The following is a 21,628-nucleotide window of genomic DNA, read 5'->3' on the forward strand; positions in this document are numbered from 1 at the left end:
AACTTCACAAATTAAATCAGCCCCAGCCGCCGATCGAGGCTGAAGGCCCCGCCGCCGCGCCCGATCAGATAGATCAGAAGCCCCGCCCAGCTCAGATGCGTCGGCCAGGCATCGGGATAGACGAAGATTTCAATGACCGCCGTCATGCCGAGAAAGGCCAGCGCCGAATAACGGGTGAACAGGCCCAGCACCAGCAGGATCGAAAACAGGTGTTCGGAGACGGTCGCCGCCACGGCGGCGGCGTGCGGCGGGATCAGCGGCAGGGCGTATTCCTGCTCAAACAGCACGTAGGTACCGTCGGTGATGTGGAACAGGCCATCGACCTTGGTACGCGCCGAGCTGAAGAAGATGGCCGCCACGCCGAAGCGGGTGATGAGCGCGATGACGTCTTCGGGCAGCTTGGCCATGAGTTGGGCGGGCGCATTGATCCAGTCGGTGAGTTTGCGAGTCATAGGGAGTTTCTTTCGGTTGAGAGGTGAAGACAGGAGAGGCCCAGCACATGACTGAACAGGGCCGTAAGATCGCAGGCGGGGTCGCTGGCCATAGCGGCCTCTGCGGCCTCCGTCAGCGTACCGCCTTCGGCACAGACGCTGAGAAAAGCCGCGACCTCGGGGGTGAGGCATCGCACCTCGACGCCTTCACCGAGCCGACGCACCAGCAGGGTTTCCGGCTCAGGCCGTCGCTCCAGTCCCTCGCCTTCGCCGGTTAAAAGCGCGTCCCAGACGCTCAGAAGGGTGGTGTCAAAGCGGATCATCCGCGCAGACGGGATAAGGCGCGCGCGGGCGTGGCTGAGGGCCTCGGGCGACAGACGGGCAAACCCTTCGGAGGGTGTGGCCTCCACGTCGGCGGCGTTCAGCACGCCAAGTCGTAAATGGTCGAGCCGCGCCAGATCGGGCAGCCAGTCCATGTCGGACAGGGCATCTTGCGCTGCCAGCCAATCGGCAAACCCGCCCCCATAATCGTGCAGCATCGGATGGGCCGGGTACTGGTCGCGCGCAAAGGCCGCGGCCACCTGATGGAAATTGTCAGAGCCCAGCGCCGCCCCCACAGCCGGAAAGGCCGCTTCAAGCGCTTCGACCAACCCCGACATAATCGTATTGCGATAGACGGCCACGGTCGGTCGGTCAGACGTTTCCAGCCACGCCGAAAGCGCGTCCGTGTCGCCCGCCAGCGCCCCCGCAAAGGCCTGATGAAAGGCGCTCATGCGGCAACCCTTTCCCGCTGCAAAACCGACTGTGCCCGTTCGCGCTCAGCGATCAGTTCGGCATAGGCGGGCACCTCACCGTCGCGTTCGATCAGGACCGGGCGCGGTCCCCACAGGTCAAGCGCGGCATCGAGCAGCGCCCACACGCCGTCTGCGACCGGGCGATCGTGGCTGTCGATCAGAAGCTGCGCACCGCGTACCGGGTCTTCGCTGTGCCCGGCGAGGTGAATCTCGCCTACGGCCTGAGCGGGGATAGCGCCTAACCACGTCTGCGGGTCGATGCCGATATTGCGCGCACTGACAAAGACATTGTTGAGATCGACCAGCAGGCCGCAGCCGGTGCGCCGGACCAGTTCGCTCAAAAAATCGGTTTCCTCATAGTCGTGGCCGCGCAGGTTCAGATAATGGCTGGGGTTTTCGATCAGCAGAGCCCGCCCCAGCGCCGTTTGCGCCGCGTCGATGCGCTCGGCAATCCGCTGTAATTCCGCTGTGGTGCGCAAGACCGGCAAAAGGTCCGGCACGCTTTGACCCTCAAAGCGCGACCAGGCCAGATGCTCGGACACCGCAAAGGGCGTAAAGCGGTCGATCAGGGCGCGAAAGCGCTTCAGATGCGCGGCATCAAGCGGATCGGGGCCGCCCAGAGACAACCCCACCCCGTGCAGGGACAGGGGATGCTCGGCGCGGGCCCGTTCCAGCGCCGCAAGACGCGGGCCACCCTCGACCATGTAGTTTTCGGGGTGAACCTCAAACCACAGGCCGGGGCGGCGGTCGCCCGTCGCCTCCGTATGGTGTTGCGGCTTCAAGCCCAGCCCCGCCCCGATGGTCATATCAGGCCTTCGGCGTGAGAGAGCCGTTACCCTTGGGCGTCTTGATGGTGACGCAGGTGCCCTTATCGACCAGCTTGAAGGCCTTGCCGTCGTAATCGACCTTGGAACTGCCGGCGCAGCTCGTGCCCGGACCGGCCTTGCAGTCGTTTTGCCCGGCCTTGGCGATGCCGTAGCAGGCTTCCTTGGCGGCAGGGGCCTTTTCGGGCTTCTTGGTATCAGCGGCGACGGCGACACCGGCGGCGAGGGACAGGGCGGCGGCGACAGCCAGACCCGAACGGGAAACAGACATGGGGTTCTCCTTGCGAGACGACGCCTCAGTGCGTCTGGCAGGAGGTACGCGGGGGCCCAAACAAAGGTTACAGAGAGGGCGGACAAAAAAATAAGAAAAAAATAAATGCCAAACCGTGTAACCTCCCTGCGGCCCGTCGCGTACTCCCTCATGCCACACCGGCACTGCACCTATTCAGAGAGGCCACTATGATCACTGTTAAAACCGGCGCCATCATCGCGTCCGCCGCCGCCCTTATGGCCGCCGCCAGCTTCGCCACCGCCGCCACCGCCCCTGCGGGCAGCAAGGGCGCCGCCGTGGCCGCCGACGACATCGTCCACTGCTATGGCATCAATACCTGCAAAGGCACGGCCGACTGCGCTACGACGACGCACGAGTGCAAGGGCCAGAACGTCTGCAAGGGTCATGGCTTCAAGGCTGTCAAGGCCAAGGAATGCCTGGCTCAGGGTGGCGTCATCGGCGATATCGGCTAAATATCTTCCCTGCGGGGCCGGTGTCACGCCGGCCCTTCTCCGGACCTGTCCATGTTCCCTTCCGTCGCATCCTTTGCGGGTTTCGGCCTCGGCCTGAGACCGCCCCACTACGAAGCCATACTGGCCTCGCCCCCTCCGATCGACTTTTTCGAGATCATCTCGGAAAACTTCATGATCGACGGCGGGCGGCCCCTGCATGTGCTGGATCGCGTGCGGGCCGACTATCCCGTGGCCATGCACGGCGTCTCGATGTCGCTGGGTTCGCCGGAAGGTCCGGGGCCCGACTATCTGAGGCGGCTGCACACCCTTATGCGGCGTGTGGACCCCTTATGGGTCTCCGATCATCTGTGCTGGACCGGCGTCAATGGCCGCAACAGCCACGACCTTTTGCCCCTGCCCCTGACCGAGGCGGCAATGGCCACCGTCTGCCGCCATATCGACCGCGTGCAGACCTTCCTCCAACGCCCGCTTCTGATCGAAAACCCCTCGACCTACGTCACCTTTGCCGAGGATACCTACACAGAGTGGGGCTTTCTGACGGAGCTGTGCCGTCGCACGGGCTGCTACCTGTTGCTCGACCTCAACAATGTCTTCGTCAGCGCCCACAATCACGGCTTTTCGGCGCAGGCCTATCTGGACGGCCTGCCGCTGGAGCGCGTGCGTCAGGTGCATCTGGCCGGTCATTCTGAAGGCGAGACCCTGCTGATCGACACCCACGACGCCCCTATCCCTGACGGGGTTTGGGCGCTGTGGGCCAAGGTCGCTCCGCGCCTCAGCCACGCCGCCGTCATGATCGAGCGCGACGACGAGATTCCGCCCCTGCCTGAGCTTCTGGCCGAACTCGACACGGCCCGCCGCCTCGCTTCGCCTGTGGTGTACGTATGAGCCTGGCCGACACCCAACGGGATTTTCTGGGTCAGATTCTGGCCTCCCCCGCCCCCACGCTAAGCGAGGGAATGCGCGTCTATCACCACGCCTACCGCGCGCGGCTTCTTGGCGCGATGGCGGAAACCTATGCGCAGGTCTGGGCGTGGCTGGGGGACGAGACGTTTCACTCTGAGGCCCGCGCCTATGTCGAACAGCACCCGTCCACCCAGTGGTCACTGGACGATTATGGGCAGGACTTTGCGGACTTTTTAGCGCAGCGTTTCCCGGATGATCCCGAAATCACCGAACTGGCGTGGATGGATGCCGCCCTGCGGCAGGCCTTTGCCGCCGAAGACGCGGATACGCTCGACGCGACGGCCCTGATGCAGGTCAGCGACTGGGAGACGGTGCGCCTGATCCTGAATCCGGCCCTGCGTCACCGGTCTATCCGCTCCAATGCCCCCGCCCTGTGGCGGGCCCTCTCGAAAGACGAGACGCCGCCGGAGGTGCTCTATTTCGAGGAGACAAGCGGTTTGTGCGTGTGGAAGACCGCACTCGCTTCGCGCTTTCGCACGCTGGAGGCCGACGAATATGCCCTGATCTGCGCGCTTGCCGCAGGTCAGGGGTTTGCCGCCGCCTGCGAAGGGCTGACGCTTCGGGCTGCGGACAGCGACCCCACCGAACAGATCGGCGCGTGGCTGGGCCAATGGCTGGCCGAGGGTCTGGTCACCGGCCTCGCTGGAACAGAGACGACGTCATGAGCCTCAGCCAACCCGACCTGTGGCAGCAGCAGATGCGCGCCGCCCAGCGCGGCGAGGCGGAGCCCTATCGCGCCCTCCTCACCGCCCTGCGCCCCTGGCTTTCCGCCTATTTCCGTCGTCGCCTGCAATCGCCCGACACCGAAGACCTGATCCAGATCACCCTCGTTGCCGTGCATGAAAAGCGCCACACCTATGACCCCACGGCCCCCTTCATGCCGTGGATCGCCGCCGTGGCGCGGCACAAGCTGATCGACCACGTCCGAAAATACGGGCGCTACGTACATGTCGAGCTGAATGAAATGAACGAGCCGGTGGACGAGGCCTCTCTGGGCCTGCCGGCCACCATCGCGCGGCGCGACATTCAGGTGCTGTTGTCGCAATTGCCCGTCGATCAGGCGCGCGTCATTCGCCTGCACAAGGTCGAGGAACTGAGCCTGGAGGACGTGTCGCGTCTGACCGGCAAATCGGTGGCCGCCGTCAAGGTCATCGTCCACAGAGGATTGAAAAAGTTACGGGACAGCGTCGGCGTGCCCCGGAAAGTGTACGAAGATGAGTAACAAGAATACCCCCGACCTGATCGAGACCTTAAGCCAGTCCGTCAACCCGGTGGCCCCGCTGGGCCGCCGTGGCCTGTGGCTGTGGGTGGGTTTGAGCCTTCTGGCGGGCATCACCTATGTTCTGACGGCTTACGGCGCGCGGCCCGAAATGCGCCTGTTGTTCAGCGAAGGGCGCGTGGCGGATAACCTGTCGGCCTATGCCAAGACGACCTTTTTCATCGGCCTGGCTGCGCTCGCTGTCTGGCAGGTACAGGCCACCGCGCGTCCGGAAGGCAGGCTCACTCGCGTGCAGACCGGGCTTCTGGGGCTTGGCCTGATCGCGCTTTTGACCCTGACGGGCATCGACATGGCCGTGAGCGGCCTTTCGTCGGCGCTGACTGGCCTGTCCGACGGCGCGCCGGGGTGCTTCCTGACCATACTGGTGGGCGGCATGGTGGGGCTTGGGGTCGGCTGGGCCGTGTGGCTGCGCCAGGCCGCGCCCGGCAATCCGGCCCTGTTCGGGGCGCTGAGCGCCTTTGCCGCCTCCGCCCTGATGACGGTGGCCTATACCCTGCATTGCGACCATGATGCTCCGGCCTATCTGCTGCTGATCTATCTGGCCCCCAATCTGGTCGCTGCCCTGATCGGATCGCTCATCGGGCGAGCGCTGTTCCGATGGTAAAGCCGCCGCGCGACCTGATCGAGCGGCTGACCGAAGACCTGCGCCCCGTCAAACCGCTGAGCGCCTGGCGGCTTCTGGGTCTGGCGCTTGTCTTCGCTGCCGTGACCCTGATCTGGGTGCTGGGCATCTATGGGATGCGCCCGGAACTCAGCGATATAGAGGCCGCGCTGACGCAGACCCGCTTTGCCCTGTTCAAACCGCTGCTGTGGGGCTGGGCCGGACTGTCGGCCCTGCACGCCGCCAACGCCCTGTCGCGTCCCGAAGGCCGCTGCCACTGGAGCGACCTCGCCCCCCTGCCCCTCATTCTGATCAGTCAGGCGACAGGCCTGTGGTGGGCCGTGGCGCACGGCGGCTGGACAGCAGCGCTGAAGGGCGGCTTTGGCGGGGCCACCCTGTGCGGCCTGACCATTATCGTCAGTGCCTGCGTCGCCATGCGTCTGATCACGCCGCTGTGGCTCAACCGCACCGCCTCATCGCAGCCCAGGCTGTTGCGTCTGACCGCGGCACTGGGCTTTGCGACGCTCGCAGCGGCGGCCTATGCCCTGCATTGCCCGATGGATCAGCCCTACTACACGCTCAGCGTCTATCTGCCCGCCGTCGGCATGGTCCTGCTGATCGAAGGCTGGCAGGGGCGATAGCGAACCCCCATCTGTGGGCGCTAGAGCGATATGTCGAACCGTATGAGCGGTTTTTTTCGCACCCCATCGCTACGCGGCAAAAACATAATTCCCACACAGGGCAGATTAAGCGCCAAAGCCCGGCCCCGACGACGCCCGTCATAAAAAATCTGTCACATTTGCCGACTAGAGCGGTTCCCGTCATGCCGCCCGCCCCCCTGCCTTTTCCGTGGATTGCCGATGAGCGTCAGCGCCTGTCGCGCTTTGTCGCGGGCAAGGTGCGCGACCACGCCCTGCGCGAAGACGTGGTGCAGGAGACGCTGGCGCGGCTGGTCGCCTATGTGCGCGATCATCCGGTCGATAACATCGCCGCACTGGCGCGACGCATCGCCCTGAATCTGATCAGCGACCATTTCAGAGCCGCACGTCTGCGCCCCACCGAGGCCATCGAGGACACTCTGGCCTGCGACAACCCCTTGCCGGAGCAGGTCTTGATGCACAAGCAGCGTCTCGAAGCCTTCACCGAAGCCCTGAAGGACATGCCGCCCCTGCGCCGCGACGTCCTGATCCGGCGACGATTGCATGGCGAAAGTTGCAGTGATATTGCCCGCAGCCTCAACCTGTCGGTAGATGCCGTCGAAAAACACATAACGCGGGGCCTGCGTCAGTTGCATGAGACCCTGGCCAAAGCCGAACAGAAAAGAAAACGCTATGATACCTGAGCGTGCGGATACCGACGACATATTGTGGAACACCGCCGCCCGCTTTGCCGATGAGACCCTGACCGAGGGGGAAAGCAATGAGGGCCTGCACTGGCGCCGGGCCGATCCCAGGCACGAGGCGGCCTATCGCCGCCTGTTGCAGATCGCACAGGACCGCGCCCTGCATGACGCCCTCGCCACCTTCGAAGCGCCGGTGTCGCGCCGCGCCCTGTGGCAAAGGCCCGCCGTCTGGGGCGGTTTAGGGGTGGCCATGGCCGCTGGCCTCAGCCTGTTTCTCCTGCCGCCGGTCATCGCCGACTGGACGACGCCCGTGTCCGTCTATAGCACGCGACCCGGTGAGGTGCGCGAACTGACGCTTGCGGACGGCAGCCATGTGACGCTGAACGGCGGTTCGCGTCTGGAAACGCGCCTGACGGGCTATCGCCGCCATGTGGCGCTCAAAAGCGGTGAGGCCTATTTCGACGTGGCGCACGACGCCGCGCGCCCCTTCTTTGTCGCCTTGTCGGGCGGTCAGGTGCGGGTCCTCGGCACCGAATTCAATCTCAGCTATCTGCCGCAGGGCGTCGAACTGGACGTTTATGAAGGCAAGGTGCGTCTGACGGGGGATGAGCGCCGCTATGGCGATTTCACCCGCGGTATGCGCGCCAGCCTCGACAAGGGTCAGGTCAAACCCTTAAGCGGCTTTGATCCGCAGGGCGACGACTGGCGCCGCGGCTGGATCGAGCCCGACCACTGGCCGCTGGAGCGCGTCGTGCAGGCGCTCAGCCGTCAGTCCGGCCTGACCATCCGCTTTGCCGACGAAACCCTCAAACAGAAGCCGATCGTAGGCCGCATCCGTCTCGATGCCCCCGAAGCGCAGCTGGAGGCGCTGGCGCTCGTCCACGGCTTTACGGTCGAGAAACAGGGCAATGTCCTCACGCTGCGCTGAGGCGGCGAACGGATATCAAGGGTCATTGAAAATGACTCTTGGTATGCCTTTTGAGAATTTCTCATGTCGCTGATACATATGAGAAATTCTCGATTTTTCAACGGCCGGATGCCGTCAGCATCTTCGGCCGTTGGCATGACGCGTCATAAATATTTCACCAAAAACTGTGTCCGGTCCCACCCGCCCCGGTCCGTCCTTAAGCCTGAGCCGCCAGCGGGGATGGGCCCGCGCACCGGCCAAATTGGGGATAAGACCGTGACCTTTCATCGCCTTCTTTGCCTGTCGGCTTCGCTGACGGCTCTCACCTTCGGGGGCCTGACCCCGCACATCGCTCAGGCGCAAGCCGTGGCCTCGCGCGCCGTCGATATCGACATCAAGGCGGGCTCGCTTGATACCGCTCTGGTGCAGTTGTCGCGCCTGACGGGCGTGCAGATCGTCGCCGACCCGAGCCTGACCAGCGGCAAGCGCACGGCGGGCTTTACCGGCCGCCTCAGCCTCGATCAGGCCCTGACGCGTCTCCTCCACGGTCAGTCGCTCGCCTACACGCTGAAGGGTCAGGTGGTGGTCATTCGCGCCGGTCAGGTGCAGACCTCCGCCCCCGTGGCCCGCACGGCAGCGACCGCCGCGACCGTGGCGCGCGCCGAAGCGCCGGCCACAGACACCCCGGTCGAAGAGGTCGTCGTGAGCAGCTTCCGCAACTCGCTGTCGAAGGCGCTCAATGAAAAGCGCCGCGCCACCAATGTCGTCGATGTCATTAATGCCGAAGACATCGGCAAGTTTCCCGCCAACAATATCGCCGAAGCGCTTCAGCGCGTCCCCGGCATCTCGATCACGCGCGACCGCGGCGAAGGCCTCTTCGTGCGCGTGCGCGGCCTTGGTCCCAATTTTCAGAACGTGACCATTGATGGCCGCAGCGCCGCCGTGAATGAGAACGTCCGTGATTCCGGACAATCGGGCCGTCAGTTCCGTTTCGATACGCTGGCCACGGAAATGGTCTCCGGCGTTGAGGTCATCAAGTCGCCTCTGGCCGCCATGGATGAAGGCGCGATTGGCGGTACCGTCAATCTGCGCACCTTCAAGCCGCTCGATTTTAAACGCCCGACCTCGGCCCTCAGCCTGACCTCAACCTATGTTGAGCTGGCCAAGAAGGCCGACCCGAAGATGTCGGGCCTGTGGAGCTGGAATAACGAAGACCGCACGCTGGGCGTGCTCGTTTCGGCCAATTACGGTATCCGCAGCCTGCGCTCGGACCGCATCACCGGGGTGAGCTGGACGACGGGCAAGATCGACGTCAATGGCGACGGCGTGACCGACACCACCTATGTGCCGAGCGCCGTGCGCCCGACGCTGGAAACCGAACGCCGCGAACGCTGGGGCGTCAGCGCCGCCATCCAGTGGCAGCCACGCGAAGGCACCGAAATCGCGCTGTCGCACATCTATTCCCATTTGGACGACTTTTATGACGAGCGGACCTATTCGGCCGACTTCGTTCTCTCCAGCCTCGTTGCCAATACCGGTCAGGTGCGCGATGGCGCGCTGGTGGGTGGGCGCACCACCTCGACCAGCACCCAGATCGGGCGTGAGATCGACTATCTGGTCCACGACAACCAGTTGACCGATCTGAGCCTCAAGCAAAAGCTCGGGGCCTGGGACTTAAGTGGCAGCGTCTATGTGGCGCGCGCCTATTCCAATACGGACAAGCCGATCACCCGTACCCGTGTGCTGGGGCAATCGGGCGGACTCGACTTCTCCCTCCCGCAGGTCGGCGAGGGCGTGCCGACCCTGACCTTTCTGACCCGCAGCCTCAGCGACCCGATCCTGCCCTTCCGCCGTCTGGAATGGCGTGTCAACGACTCGCTCGACGAAGAAAACGCCGTACAATTCGACGCCCAGCGTGCGCAGAGCTTCGGTCCCTTCAGCCAGATTTCGGCGGGGGTCAAATTCCGCGACCGCTCGCGCCGTTATAACCGCCGCGACATCAACTTCACCAAGGACTTAAGCGGCAAGACCATCGGCGGCAACAACACCCTGTTTGGCGGCGATTTTTACGACACGATCGACGTCGATAACTTCCTCGGCGAAGTAGGTGCCACCCTGCCCACGACGTGGCTGAGCCCCAACCGTGACCGGTTCATGGCCATTCTCGATATGTCGGCCATCGCCAATACGGCTCCGGCGCGCGGCGATCTGCGCAACTCCTACTATGTGGCGGAAAAGATCTCGGCGGCCTACACGGCGGCGGATATCGACACGCAACTGTTCGGGCGCACCCTGCGCGGCGAAGTGGGTGTGCGCTACGCCGAAACCGAACAGGTCTCGCAAGGCCACGCCGATAATGGCACCGCCGCCCTGCCCGTGCGTTTTGAAAAGACCTATCGTGACACCCTGCCGAGCCTCAACCTCGTCTATGAACTGAGTGAGCGCGTGCAACTGCACGCCGCCGCCGCCAAGGTGATCACGCGTCCGTCTCTGGCCGACCTGTCGCCGCGCCTGACGCTCAACTCTTCGGGGACGGTGTTCACCGCGGTCGGTGGCAACCCTCTCCTCGACCCGTTCGAAGCCAATCAGTATGATGTGACGGCAGAATGGTACTTTGCGCCGGGCTCGGCCCTGATCGGCGGCCTTTTCTATAAGGACATCACCACCTTCGTCTATAACCAGAACACCCCCATCGTTATCGACGGCCAGACCTACACCCTGACCGCTCCGGTCAATGGCGGCAGCGCCTGGGTGAAGGGAATGGAGCTCGCCTGGCAGCAGAATTTCCGCGATCTGCCCGCCCCGTGGGACGGTCTGGGCGCTCTGGCCAGCTATACGCGCACCGACTCCGAGGCCACCTACTCGCCGACTCTCATCGACAAGATGCAGAACGTGGCCAAAAACAGCTACAACCTGACGGTCTATTACGAGAAGAACCGTCTGGGGGCACGCCTGTCCTATGCCTGGGTCGATGATGTGCTGGCCTCGGTCGGCACCGGCGGTCTGGCCAGCCTCAACGACAAGGCCTACGGATCGCTCGATGGCAATGTCAGCTATAAGATCGACGATCAGTTCACGCTGGTCATCGAAGGCCAGAACCTGACCAACGAAGCGCAGTGGCAGTTCACGCAAAACGGCCAGTTCGGCGGCTACACCTTCAATGGCCGCAGCGTCTCTGTGGGCGTGCGCGGCAAGTTCTAGGCCGGTCAGCGGCCTTCTACACTGCGAGAATCAGACGAGCGGAAGCGGGACGGCGATCAGCATGGTCGTCCCGCTTTTCCTTTTATCCCCTCTCGCATGCACGCATAGCCCCCGAATCGTCGGCACCCTTAAATAGCGCGGCGCGAAGCGAACGGTGAGCGGTTGATCGAGGGACTGACAGCCAGGTGTCGTCGAAATACCGCAAACCTATCACGTGTCCGTAAGCGGGCGGCGTGCGTCCTGAAAGGCCCAGCGAAGGGTTTTGGCAACGCTTCTCGCACTGGCTCGAACGAGAGGACGCAGCCCAGGCGCAACATGGAGATGATGTAAGGCCTTGGCCCACGCTGGCATCAGATCTACGGCCGCTGTCATTATAAGATGATGGGCAGGCAGGGCGGACAATGAGGCGGGCCGTTGTGTAAACAGAAGCTCGGTCACGGTTCGTGTTCTGGTCGAAACGCGCAATTCGGGAAGAAAGCGCGTAATCAACAGCTCCGCTTCGGCGCGTGTCTGGGGCACGGGGTGGGCGCCCAGGCGTTTAGCAATAAGCCCGGCCTCCCGCACATATTGGTCCTGATCAGAGACGGTCATGTAAGGCTCTGCGTAGGCAATCCACGCGTCGAGAAAGCCGAGCGTTTCGCAAACATGCACCCATGCGAGCAGCCACGGATCATCAGCCCGGTAAGGCCGACCGTCCTCCATAACCCCCTGGACCTGCTTATGGATGGCCCGGACTCTGGCAATGGCCCCGTCGGCTTGCTCTCGTTCGGCAAAGGTGGTGACAGCAATGAAGCGCGCCGTCCGCCGCAGGCGCCCGCTCATGTCCTCTCGGAATTGACTGTGATCCCAAACCCCGGCGAGGGCCGCCGGGTGCAGCATCTGTACAAGCAGCGCCGTTACGCCCCCGATCATCATGGTGGTCACGTCCGAATGCACCCGCCAGATTACCGATTCTGGTTGAAACAACGCATGGTTAGACCGGACGACAGGGGTTTCGCCCTTTGCGGGGTCATTAAAGACGGCCCGAACGCGAGACACGAGCACGTCTTTTAAGGGGCTTGTCAAAGACCGTTTGGCAATCATAACACTCCCCCATGGGGACGAGCTTTTTAGGCCGCGTCCGTCGTTTGGCGTCTTATGTAGCTATACGCCCATTCGTCGGGTTTCGAGCACTGAACTCATACTCAGGCAAGATTTGCGTGCAGCAACGCTTATCATCCCACCTCACGGTAGGGGATGACCTGCCTGCCAAACTCACTTTTCCAATCCCCCAGTCCATTGTTTCTTGCCCCGGCGGCCACAAGTCGCCCGCCGGGCCACGGGTGTCGGCAAAATGCGCGCATATTCAGGGTTGGGACCTGTCAGGGGGGTTGCCTTGCCGCCGCGGATGCCGTCACGTAAAAAGCGATAAGCCAAGAAGGGGAGGTTACACCGTGCCATCCAGATTTGCGTCCTTCATCATCGCCGCCGCGTTTCTCGCAACGCCTCCAGCGGCGATGGCCCTGCAGCAGGCGTCAGCCTTGGCACCCAAAATGACGGAGGTCCCCCTTTACGGTGACGCCCCCATTCCAAATTCGAAACCGGTGGCAGACACCGAGACAGGTGCGCAAAAGGGCTGGATACAGAATGTGTCGCGGCCCACACTTCAAATCTATCTGCCGTCACCGGCCAAAGCGACGGGCACCAGCGTCCTCATAATTCCTGGTGGCGGCTATGCGGGCCTGACCTTCGACTACGAAGGCGTTCAGCAGGCGCACTACTTCATCGATCATGGCATCGCTGCCTTTGTCCTGAAGTACCGTCTGCCGAGTGATGCGACGATGGAGGATAAATCGATCGGGCCTCTGCAGGACGCGCAGCAGGGTCTGCGGTACATCAGGCTAAACGCCAGCAGCTGGAACCTCGACCCGGCGCGCATCGGGGTGGTTGGCTTTTCGGCAGGCGGCCACCTCGCGTCGACACTGGCAACCCATTTTCAGAAGGCTTATGCCCCGAACCCTGAGAACGTAAATCTCCGTCCAGACTTTCAGGTGCTCGTCTATCCGGTTATCAGCATGGATGCCAAGATCACCCACACGGGCTCAAGGACCGCGCTCCTCGGTGCATCACCATCAGATGCTCAGATCGAGGCGTTTTCAAGCGATCGAAACGTAACGACCGCCACACCGCCCGCTTTGATTCTCCACGCCGCTGACGACCAACTGGTGGATCTCGACAATAGCCTGGCTTATCTCGAATCCCTTCGGCATGCGGGCGTCCCTGTTGAGGCGCGGATCTTCAGTAAGGGTCAGCATGGCTTTCCTTTATTGCCCCGCAGTACCTGGCAGGGTGCCATAATGGACTGGATCACCGCGAACGGCTGGCTCAGTCCGCGTAAACCGTAAGGCTCCCGAAAAGCACAATCACGGCTGACCGCTGCCTTAGGCTAACGCGACGCTTATGAGCTTATAGTCTCTTTTTTGGGCTGGTTCAGTGGACCCTGATCCTCATCTTGATGCCGTAGAAGGGACACTCGCCCTAAGAAGAGCCCTGTTCAAACCTAACGTCTGACCCTATCTTTGTGTCTATATGGCCGTAAAAACCACCCTCAATGCGACGAACCTTGCCTCTCTGGGCGCCGATCGGCTGGCGCAGTTGCTGATCGAGATCAGTGCGGGCGATGCCAACGCCAAACGCCGTTTACGCTTGGAACTCATAGGGCAGGATAGTCCATCGCGTCTCGTAAGTGAGGTCCAAAAACGTATAGCGGCGATTTCGGCCGCCGAAACGAGCGTGGGATGGCGCACTCTCAAAGGATTTCGGGGCGATCTCAAGAGTCTTCATGATCTGATCTTGCGTCAGATAGAGCCGTCAACTCCGAAAGACGCCCTTGAGCTTCTATGGAAGTTTCTGGACCTGTGTAATGGCGTAATTGAACGAACAAACGACGCATCCGGGGAAATCCTGACGCTTTTTAAGACAATCCCGGCTGACATAGCGCGACTGGCGACGGATTTATCCTCAGACCACGCAACCCTCATCGCGCCTGCGGCCCAAGCCCTGATGGCTAATCGCTATGGCCAGTCGGACGCCCTGGTCTCGGGTCTAGCGGCGCAACTTGGGGAGATCGGTCTGAAAGCTCTACGAGCCGAATGTCTCACTGCGGCCAAATCCCCTGAAAAGGCCCATTCGCCCCGGCCACGGAAAGTCTCGCGCTGGAAACGCCGTCAAATTCAGGCCACACAGCTCCATCGCCGGACGCGGCAAGAGGTGACCCACATGGCGCTCGAAGCCATCGCGGACGCTGCAAACGACGTTGATGCCTTCATCGATCTGCAAGGTGATCCTAAACAACCGAGTACAGCGTTTCGTATCGCGACGCGCCTGCACGCGGTGGGCCGCGACGTCGAAGCCCTTAGTGTATTGGACGCCGCGCGCGGGCAACTCCACCGGACTGACCTGGTGTGGATTACGCTGCGCATCGAGATTTTGGAGGCCTCTGGCCACTCTGACGCCGCGCAGAGCCTTCGTCTCCAGACCTTTCGACACACACTCGATCCGGTATATTTGCGCACCTATCTCAAACGCTTGCCGGACTTCGAAGACGTTGAAGCTGAAGACGTCGAACTCGACGCGGCCATTACAGCGGATGACGCGTCTGGCGCTCTATGGCTTCTTATCCATTGGCCCTCACTTGATCGGGCCGCACGTCTCGTCCTCGCCCGTTCAAAAGAGATAAGTGGCGAAAACCGCGAGCGTCTGGGGCTTGCCGCAGATCGCCTCGCCGCGCGCTATCCGGCAGCCGCCAGTCTTCTATACAGGCGCATGGTCGAAGCCATACTCATATCCGCACTCAGCGTTTATTATGCCGATGGGGCGGGATACGTCTGGGAAGCGGAGCGGCTGGCTGCCCGCATTCACGATCATGAGGATATTGAACCTCATGCCCTTTGGGTGAAAAGGCTACGTGAGGTCTACCGACATAGACAGGATTTTTGGCAACGCGTTGACAGCTGAGGCTATCAGCCTAAACCCGTCATTTGCAAAACGGTCGTGGTCATGGGCCAGTGCAAGGCCGTACGGCACGCGCGAAGCCCACGTTACAGCCATCGAGGACGTTAAAATCAATTAGCATTGACTAATTCATTAGAATTGACTAATTGATCTATATGGAACCCGCTACACCCATTGATACCATTATGCGCGCGCTGGCCGATCCTACACGTCGGGCCGTTTATGAGCGTATCGCCGGAAGCGGCGAGATAAGCGTGGTCGATTTGACCCGCGATAGTGGCGTGACCCAGGGAGCGATCTCTCAGCACCTGAAGACCCTCCGCCAAGCGGGGCTCGTGGTCGAACGTCCAGAGGGTCGAAAGGTGTACTACCGTGCGAATGCACGAGGCCTCGAACCTTTGTCTACGTGGCTGGGGCATTACACGACCTTTTGGCAGGCACGTTTTGATGACCTGCGCGCAACCCTGAAGGAAATGGACAATGACTGAGGCAAACACGATTGTGGTCGATGAGGTTTTTCCGCATGAAGCCGGGGTCATTTGGGAAGCCTTGACGTCAGGGGAATTGATGGCGCGGTGGATGATGCCCGCTACTGGCTTTCAGGCGGTCGTCGGGAACAGATTCACGTTCAAAACAACACCAGCAGGGGAATGGGACGGGACTATTCAGTGTCAGATTCTTGAGATTGTGCCTCTCGCCCGGTTTACCTACAGCTGGAAGGGCGGCGATGAACGCAACACCGGCTACGGCTCAAAACTCGATACCATCGTAACTTGGACGTTATCCGCCGGCGAAGGTGGTACCCGAGTTCGCTTGGTCCATTCAGGGTTTAGTCTACCGAAGAACGAGGTCGCCTTGAAAAATATGGGCGACGGCTGGAAAAAAGTACTTCCGCGCCTGTCCGCTACGGCCTCCGAAATCCGGGGTGCAGAATGAGTGCGAGATGGGCTGGCGGTTGTGGATGCGGGACATTGCGCTACAGCATGGAGACAGACCCGATCGCCATGGTTGATTGCCAATGCCGCGACTGTCAGTTCGAAAGTGGCACAGGGCACGCCTCGCACGTAGTTTTCGAATGCACGCCGGCGGTGCTGACAGGCGAGGCGGCAGAATTCCAGATGTTTGGCGAAAGCGGACGAGCTAAAACAAGACACTTCTGCAAGATATGCGGGTCACCCGTCCTCATGAGCTTTTCCGCTCATCCCCGCATCATAAGTGTGCGTGCCGCCACCCTTGATACACCTGAGAGATATAAACCCCAGTTCGCAACCTATATCTCTCGGGGCTATAAGTGGGACCATCTCGACCCTGACATACCAAAGTTTGATCGTATGCCCTAGGCATACCATTCGAACAGCCAACGTGACTTTGGGACATCGTTTTTAGTGCGAACGCAGACGCTTTGCGTCACCTACCCGAAGTGACATAGCCCGGGAGAAAATAGCCCGAAGGCGCCGTTTGTCGCTAATCCCGAACATGGCAACCCGCCTATTACCTGACAACCATCCGCTCTGCTCCCGATGTTGAGGTGCGGACGGCCGTGCCTGCGGGTTCAGGAGCGCAGGTCGGCGAACATCTGTCTTAAGGCAGTGCTCTAAAATCGACGCTCGTTAGAGGCGGCTCAAATCTCAGTGCCTTGATCGCCATCTGAGTGTTCTAATATGCACGCGACACCGTCAGCCACAATACTGCAGGCGTGGGCGGCGTCCGCTGTGAGCCGAGCCGAAGCGTAAACGGGTTGCCATACGCCAGCGTGTTGGCATCCGGAGGGGAATGGAACTGCGCCCTTGCGCCGAAACTCCAGTCTTGCCGCTGATAGGTGGCGGACAGATTGACGGTCACGTAGTCCCCCATGTCGGCACCTGCCTCCTGGCCAAAATTCAGATGGGATCGTCCCTGATAGGTTAAGCCGGCCTCATGGGACCACGCGCCGCGCGCGGTGCTCATGGTCTTTCGAACCGACAGGTGCAGATTTGTCCTGGCAATATCGGGCAGGGTCGCATCTTCTTCGCTGACAAAACCCGCGTCCGGACTGGTAAGTTTAGAGGCGTTGATCAGCCACGCACCGTGCAGGCTCCACTGATCGGGCAACTGCCAGTCGCCTTCGGCTTCAAAGCCGCGATTGACGCCGCTGCCAATATTAACGGTCACGGGCAGACCAGACGCCTGAAACTGATCACTCTGGATATTGTCCCAGTGGACGTTGAAGAGGCTGAGATTGAGCAGGAGCCTCCCCTCGTCGAGCCGTGTCTTCAGTCCGACTTCAAGACTGTTTAATTCATCCCCCCGGTAACGCGGCGGCAGTGGGTCGCTGGCCTTCAATGCACTGGTATTGTAGCCGCCGCCGCGATAGCCCTCCGCCGCCTGTACATAGGCCATGAACTCCGCCGTGGGTTGGTAGCGCAACACGATCTTGTGCGCCAGATGTCTGTCGCTGGCCTGTCGTTCGATACCCATCTCATCCGGCGTTTGCACGGCATAGCTGCGGTTGATCTGGCTTTGCACATCGTGGCGGTAGAAGGCATAGCGGGCGCCGACGGTCAGGGTCCAACTCGGTCTCAGTGTCACAGAAACCTCGCCAAAGGCCGCGAGGTCGGCGTATTCGTCCTTCCGCCGCTCGGTATAGAGGGTGCGATTCACCGTCTCCGTGGTCAAAACCGGTTGAAAAATCTCTGATCCTGAGGTGGCATAGAGGCCCGCGAGCCAGCGCAGCGGCTGATCGGACGGGGATACCCACACCCCCTCGGCCGTGGTCAGCTCAACGGCCTGAGCCTCTCTGTACACGAGCACGCCACCCGGACGGGTCAGGCCGAGGTCCTGGGCCAGAGGCGAGGCCTCATAGAGGCTCGACAGATAATGATGGACGTGGTTGAGGCTGAGGCTCATCTCGCCCAGCCTTGTGGTGCCCTGAAGGCGCGCGGACACCTGACTGAAATCATTATCATGCGGCTCAACGACCCCGCCCCGACGGCTATAGCGGCCGTAGTCCCCGGAGACGTACTGGCTATTGCGCGTATTGATTTCCTGAAACGCACCCGAGGCCGAAAGCCGCCAGTTGTCCGAGAGCCGCCAGTCGAGCCCGATACGCCCGCCACTGCGCCGACTTTGATTGCTGGCCACGCTGTTAAGCGCTAAATCATGGATGTACCCCCCGGCCGTGTCGTCATAAAAGACCAGGCGCACCCCCAATCGGTCGGTTATCAGCGGCTGATTGACGACGCCTTCCAGACGCCGGGACAGACCTCCGGTCTGTGGAAGGCCGATTGAGGCTCGCCACAGGGCCGAGGTTTGCGACAGGTCGGGCTTGCGCGTCACCAGCCGAACCACACCGGCAATTGAGCCCTCGCCATAAAGCGCGCCCTGCGGGCCTTTAAGGACTTCGATGCGCGCCATGTCGGTGAGCAGCAGATCCGGATCAGGGGCGTTATAGGTGATAGGCGTGTCATCGAGATAAAGGCCGACGGTCGATTGCGTACGTCCGGTGAACACACCGTCCGACAAACCACGCAACATGATCTTGTCGCGCCCAGGACCCAGATTGGTACGGGCAAAACCGGCCACACGCGCAGCCGCCTCACCCAGTCCGCCTTCGCGTCCTTCGATGTCCCTGGGCAAAAGAACGCTTAAAGCGGAAGGCGAGTCGCCCAGCAATTGCGGTCGTCGGGTTGCAACAACGGTAACCTCTTCGGGAGGCGCGTCTTCGAGGCCCGTGGGCTTCGCCCTTTGTACGGGTGCGGGGCGCATGATCAGCCGGTAGGTTTCCGAACCCAGCGACTCAAAAGTACATGCTGAGTTTGCCGTCAGTTGGGTCAGGGCCTCTGCATTGGTAAGGTGCCCCTTCAGGCTGACCGTATGCGTGCCACAAAGCCTTGGGTTCAAACCCCCAAGCGCAAAGTGGCCCTGAATAGCTGCTGTCACAAGCGCCTGGCCGACAGGCGAACGGGGAATGTCAAACGGATGTAGAGCCGTCGATGCCGCGCGCGCGTCTGCGCTAGCGAGCAGGCCGATCGTCGTGACGAGGCTCAAGATAGAGGGCATCCTTTGCCACCCTGACCCGGATCGGGGCGAAGGCCTGTAATCTCGAGACAACCGAAGCCTCCGAATCAATCGGCAAAACCGCCGTCAGTCTGATCTTTTCCGCCCCTTTGTCCACCTTCAGGGGCCTGTCGAAATAGCGGCCCAGATCTTCCGCCACCTCCGTCAGGGGACGATCGACATAGACGACATGCCCGTCTTGCCACGCCAGAACCTGCGCGGGATCGACCGTCTGGCGACGGATGTGGCCGCTGGCCTCATCCACCACAGCCTGATCGCCCGGGCGCAGCACCGTATTCAAATCCATCACCTTCGCGGTGGCCGGCGTCACCGAAACCGCGCCCGACTTGACCGTCACGCTCACCCGACCCGCGTGACGCAGCACATTGAATTCGGTCCCGACGTCCCACAAGGCCGTCTGTCCGGCCTCAACACGGAACGGCTTGTTCGCATCGTGCACAACCGTGAGCGCCAGTTCACCCTTTTCCAGCGTCAGGCGACGTTCATTGCGCGCCATGCGGACACTGAGGCGTGTATCGCTGTTGAGGTGCACCCGGCTCCCATCCTTCAAGCTCACCCAGCGCGTTTCCCCGCGTTGGGTTTCATAGATCTCAGGTTTAACGGGGCGTGTCGTAAGATATACGGGTACACCCAGCGCCAGAACCAGGCAGGCAGCGGCGGCGGCGACCCACGACGTTTTAATTGCGGGTGCCTTGGATGGTTGGGAACGCCTCGTGAAATCACTGAATTTAATAACATTTTCAGCAGTGGGATTTGGAACGTCCGGGCGGGGTTCGACGTCAGAGATGGGCGACGTCAAAAGCCAGAGACGTTCAGCCCGGTCATAGGCCGCCAGATGCGCGTCGGATTGCGCCTGCCACAGGGTGAGCGCTTCAATGTCCGCATCGCGCACCTCATCGCCATGCACGCGCAAGACCCAGGCAAGGGCCTCATCTTCGATCTCGGTGGCGGGCGTATGGGACTGTGACATGGAAACGAGTCTAACCGTTGTGGCTTATGAAGGGAAACACCATCGCCTCAGAAAAGCCGTAAAAGAAAATGGGAAACACTCACATTTTTTGCAGACGGCGGTTGACGCATCAGGGGCCAAGCCGTGCAACAAGGTGTTTGAGCGCCGCATAGAGGTGCTTCTCAACAGAGCTTTTGGAAAGGCTGAGCCTTTGCGCCACCTCGGCCTGTGTGAGCCTTTCGAGGCGATGCAGTCTGAAAATGTCCTGCGTACGGGGCGGCAGTTCTTCCAGCGCACATAGAGCGGCCTGGAGTTGCTGACGCGCCGAAACGGCGGCCTCAGGCGAGGGCATGGGCGCGACGAGTTCGTCGCCCATCTGGTCCGACTGACTGCTCGTCCAGGCCTGATCGCGGTCGTGAGCCCGGCGACGGGTGCGGATCTCATTGAGCAAAATATGCGTGCCGGCCCGAAACAAAAAGGCCGTCGGATTATCGGCAGCGTAGTCCGGCGGCAACCGTTCGATCTTCAGATAAAGCGCCTGAACAATATCTTCAGCCTGTTCGGCATTGCGCGTACGCCCCGTGAAATAGCGCACCAGCATGGCCCGTTTCTGAAGATAGGCCTCAATCAGCGCTGAGGAGGGAGCGGAGGTCATAGGTTTGAAGGGCTTGTTTAACAGGTGAGCCAATTGGGCCGGGGAAAGTGGCCTAATTAGGTTATGCCAAAAAAACTTGCGATAGGCTTTACGACGTTTCGTAGCGGGCGGTGTTTACGGGGGGAAACGGCCTGATGTTCAGGCGTGTAAGTCTCCGGGAGCGTAACCGCCTGATGACCGCCCACTTGCCCAATCCCGTCCCGATGCCCTTTGCGCCTCAGTCTGTTCTTGCGAGAGCTGAGACTGCGGATGCCCGTTCTGACAGCCATATCATCACGCTTTGTACCGCCTTTCATCCAGAACGCCTGAGAGCAGAAGCCTTTGTCGAAGCGGCCTTCGCGAAGGCCTATGACGGCATAATCCGCCACCACTACCCTATACTGATGAGCGTGCGCGATCGCTCGGACACGATTTTAGCGGTAGCGGGTTTCCGTTTTGCCGCTCTGGAGCCCTTGTTCCTTGAGGCTTACCTCGACCGTTCCGTTGAAGCGACCCTTGCTCAGCATGAGCAAAGCGCGGTCAGGCGGCATCAGATCGCCGAAATCGGAAATCTGGCCGCGTCCGACCAGGCGCAGGCGCGCGGTGCGGCGATCTTTCTGTTTAAAGCGCTGTCCGAGCATCTGGCATCAAAAGGCCTCACCTATGCGGTGGCGACCGCCACGGCACCGTTACGCCGTCTGTTCAGCCGGGTCGCTTTTGAGATTTCAGAAATAGCACAGGCCCATCCAGAACGCCTGAACAACGCCGCCGATTGGGGGCGCTATTACGATCATGATCCGCGCGTCCTCTTTGGCCGCATCAGCCGCTGCGCTGCGCCGCTGAAAGAGGTGAGGCTGCCCGACCTCTATGCCCGCCTGCACATGGCGGCAACCCGGAAGGGCGAATAGGC

The 21,628-nt window shown here is 61.5% G+C and carries 23 protein-coding genes; 15 read left to right on the forward strand and 8 right to left on the reverse strand.

Annotation, left to right across the window (positions count from 1 at the left end; genetic code table 11):
- Positions 1–11: 11 nt before the first annotated feature.
- Genes PQU94_RS08520 through PQU94_RS08535 form a run of 4 tightly spaced genes read right to left on the reverse strand, consistent with a single transcriptional unit; the run spans position 12 to position 2,320 of the window.
- Complete coding sequence (locus tag PQU94_RS08520; RefSeq protein WP_272741037.1) at positions 12–452, reverse strand: DoxX family protein; 441 nt, start codon at positions 450–452, stop codon at positions 12–14.
- On the reverse strand, positions 449–1,204 hold the full coding sequence (locus PQU94_RS08525; RefSeq protein ID WP_272741038.1) for an HvfC/BufC N-terminal domain-containing protein: 756 nt from the start codon (positions 1,202–1,204) through the stop codon (positions 449–451). The genes PQU94_RS08520 and PQU94_RS08525 overlap by 4 nt, the downstream gene beginning before the upstream one ends.
- Positions 1,201–2,031, reverse strand: a complete 831-nt coding sequence (gene bufB, locus PQU94_RS08530) for an MNIO family bufferin maturase (RefSeq protein ID WP_272741039.1) — start codon at positions 2,029–2,031, stop codon at positions 1,201–1,203. The genes PQU94_RS08525 and bufB (PQU94_RS08530) overlap by 4 nt, the downstream gene beginning before the upstream one ends.
- 1 nt (position 2,032) lies before the next feature.
- Positions 2,033–2,320 (reverse strand): BufA1 family periplasmic bufferin-type metallophore, encoded by a 288-nt coding sequence (locus PQU94_RS08535; protein ID WP_272741040.1) that lies wholly within the window; start codon positions 2,318–2,320, stop codon positions 2,033–2,035.
- Positions 2,321–2,508: 188 nt separating this feature from the next.
- Here PQU94_RS08535 and bufA2 point away from each other — a divergent pair, with 188 nt between their 5' ends.
- The 9 genes from bufA2 (at position 2,509) to PQU94_RS08580 (ending at position 11,086) form a co-directional block, all read left to right on the forward strand.
- A complete protein-coding gene (gene bufA2 / locus PQU94_RS08540; protein ID WP_013481134.1) occupies positions 2,509–2,793 on the forward strand; it encodes a BufA2 family periplasmic bufferin-type metallophore in 285 nt (94 codons plus the stop codon).
- A 51-nt stretch (positions 2,794–2,844) separates the two neighbouring features.
- Complete coding sequence (bufB, locus tag PQU94_RS08545) at positions 2,845–3,678, forward strand: MNIO family bufferin maturase (protein ID WP_272741041.1); 834 nt, start codon at positions 2,845–2,847, stop codon at positions 3,676–3,678.
- Entirely contained in the window at positions 3,675–4,421 is a 747-nt protein-coding gene (locus tag PQU94_RS08550; RefSeq protein ID WP_272741042.1) for an HvfC/BufC N-terminal domain-containing protein, read from the forward strand. Before bufB (PQU94_RS08545) ends, PQU94_RS08550 begins: the two co-directional genes overlap by 4 nt.
- Complete coding sequence (locus PQU94_RS08555) at positions 4,418–4,978, forward strand: sigma-70 family RNA polymerase sigma factor (protein ID WP_272741043.1); 561 nt, start codon at positions 4,418–4,420, stop codon at positions 4,976–4,978. The genes PQU94_RS08550 and PQU94_RS08555 overlap by 4 nt, the downstream gene beginning before the upstream one ends.
- On the forward strand, positions 4,971–5,639 hold the full coding sequence (locus tag PQU94_RS08560; RefSeq protein ID WP_272741044.1) for an NrsF family protein: 669 nt from the start codon (positions 4,971–4,973) through the stop codon (positions 5,637–5,639). The genes PQU94_RS08555 and PQU94_RS08560 overlap by 8 nt, the downstream gene beginning before the upstream one ends.
- Positions 5,633–6,277, forward strand: coding sequence for an NrsF family protein (locus tag PQU94_RS08565; RefSeq protein WP_272741045.1), 645 nt, complete (start codon positions 5,633–5,635; stop codon positions 6,275–6,277). Before PQU94_RS08560 ends, PQU94_RS08565 begins: the two co-directional genes overlap by 7 nt.
- A 182-nt stretch (positions 6,278–6,459) precedes the next feature.
- Entirely contained in the window at positions 6,460–6,978 is a 519-nt protein-coding gene (locus PQU94_RS08570) for an RNA polymerase sigma factor (RefSeq protein WP_272741046.1), read from the forward strand.
- Positions 6,968–7,906, forward strand: a complete 939-nt coding sequence (locus PQU94_RS08575; protein ID WP_272741047.1) for a FecR family protein — start codon at positions 6,968–6,970, stop codon at positions 7,904–7,906. The genes PQU94_RS08570 and PQU94_RS08575 overlap by 11 nt, the downstream gene beginning before the upstream one ends.
- 255 nt (positions 7,907–8,161) lie before the next feature.
- Positions 8,162–11,086, forward strand: coding sequence for a TonB-dependent receptor (locus tag PQU94_RS08580; protein WP_272741048.1), 2,925 nt, complete (start codon positions 8,162–8,164; stop codon positions 11,084–11,086).
- Positions 11,087–11,296: 210 nt separating this feature from the next.
- On the opposite strand, the gene PQU94_RS08585 is transcribed toward PQU94_RS08580, so the two are convergent.
- On the reverse strand, positions 11,297–12,169 hold the full coding sequence (locus PQU94_RS08585; RefSeq protein WP_272741049.1) for an oxygenase MpaB family protein: 873 nt from the start codon (positions 12,167–12,169) through the stop codon (positions 11,297–11,299).
- 350 nt (positions 12,170–12,519) lie between these two features.
- Here PQU94_RS08585 and PQU94_RS08590 point away from each other — a divergent pair, with 350 nt between their 5' ends.
- The 5 genes from PQU94_RS08590 to PQU94_RS08610 all read left to right on the forward strand — a co-directional run bounded on the left by PQU94_RS08590 (position 12,520) and on the right by PQU94_RS08610 (position 16,419).
- Positions 12,520–13,470, forward strand: coding sequence for an alpha/beta hydrolase (locus PQU94_RS08590; RefSeq protein ID WP_272741050.1), 951 nt, complete (start codon positions 12,520–12,522; stop codon positions 13,468–13,470).
- 184 nt (positions 13,471–13,654) lie between these two features.
- Positions 13,655–15,082: a DUF6880 family protein gene (locus tag PQU94_RS08595; RefSeq protein WP_272741051.1), complete on the forward strand. Its 1,428-nt coding sequence runs from the start codon at positions 13,655–13,657 to the stop codon at positions 15,080–15,082.
- Between the two features lie 182 nt (positions 15,083–15,264).
- Positions 15,265–15,567, forward strand: coding sequence for an ArsR/SmtB family transcription factor (locus PQU94_RS08600; RefSeq protein ID WP_272741052.1), 303 nt, complete (start codon positions 15,265–15,267; stop codon positions 15,565–15,567).
- Entirely contained in the window at positions 15,560–16,015 is a 456-nt protein-coding gene (locus PQU94_RS08605; protein ID WP_272741053.1) for an SRPBCC family protein, read from the forward strand. Before PQU94_RS08600 ends, PQU94_RS08605 begins: the two co-directional genes overlap by 8 nt.
- Complete coding sequence (locus PQU94_RS08610) at positions 16,012–16,419, forward strand: GFA family protein (protein WP_438263738.1); 408 nt, start codon at positions 16,012–16,014, stop codon at positions 16,417–16,419. The genes PQU94_RS08605 and PQU94_RS08610 overlap by 4 nt, the downstream gene beginning before the upstream one ends.
- A gap of 316 nt (positions 16,420–16,735) precedes the next feature.
- Here the strand turns inward: PQU94_RS08610 and PQU94_RS08615 are convergent, their stop codons facing one another.
- From PQU94_RS08615 to PQU94_RS08625, 3 genes are all read right to left on the reverse strand, one after another.
- Positions 16,736–19,117: a TonB-dependent receptor gene (locus PQU94_RS08615; protein WP_272741054.1), complete on the reverse strand. Its 2,382-nt coding sequence runs from the start codon at positions 19,115–19,117 to the stop codon at positions 16,736–16,738.
- Positions 19,071–20,105: a FecR family protein gene (locus tag PQU94_RS08620; RefSeq protein WP_272741055.1), complete on the reverse strand. Its 1,035-nt coding sequence runs from the start codon at positions 20,103–20,105 to the stop codon at positions 19,071–19,073. Before PQU94_RS08620 ends, PQU94_RS08615 begins: the two co-directional genes overlap by 47 nt.
- Before the next feature lie 109 nt (positions 20,106–20,214).
- Entirely contained in the window at positions 20,215–20,739 is a 525-nt protein-coding gene (locus PQU94_RS08625; protein ID WP_272741056.1) for an RNA polymerase sigma factor, read from the reverse strand.
- A gap of 173 nt (positions 20,740–20,912) precedes the next feature.
- Between PQU94_RS08625 and PQU94_RS08630 the strand changes: the two genes are divergently transcribed.
- A complete protein-coding gene (locus PQU94_RS08630) occupies positions 20,913–21,626 on the forward strand; it encodes a thermostable hemolysin (RefSeq protein ID WP_272741057.1) in 714 nt (237 codons plus the stop codon).
- Positions 21,627–21,628 lie beyond the last annotated feature (2 nt).

The organism is Asticcacaulis currens, assembly GCF_028550395.1.
Lineage (GTDB): Bacteria > Pseudomonadota > Alphaproteobacteria > Caulobacterales > Caulobacteraceae > Asticcacaulis > Asticcacaulis currens.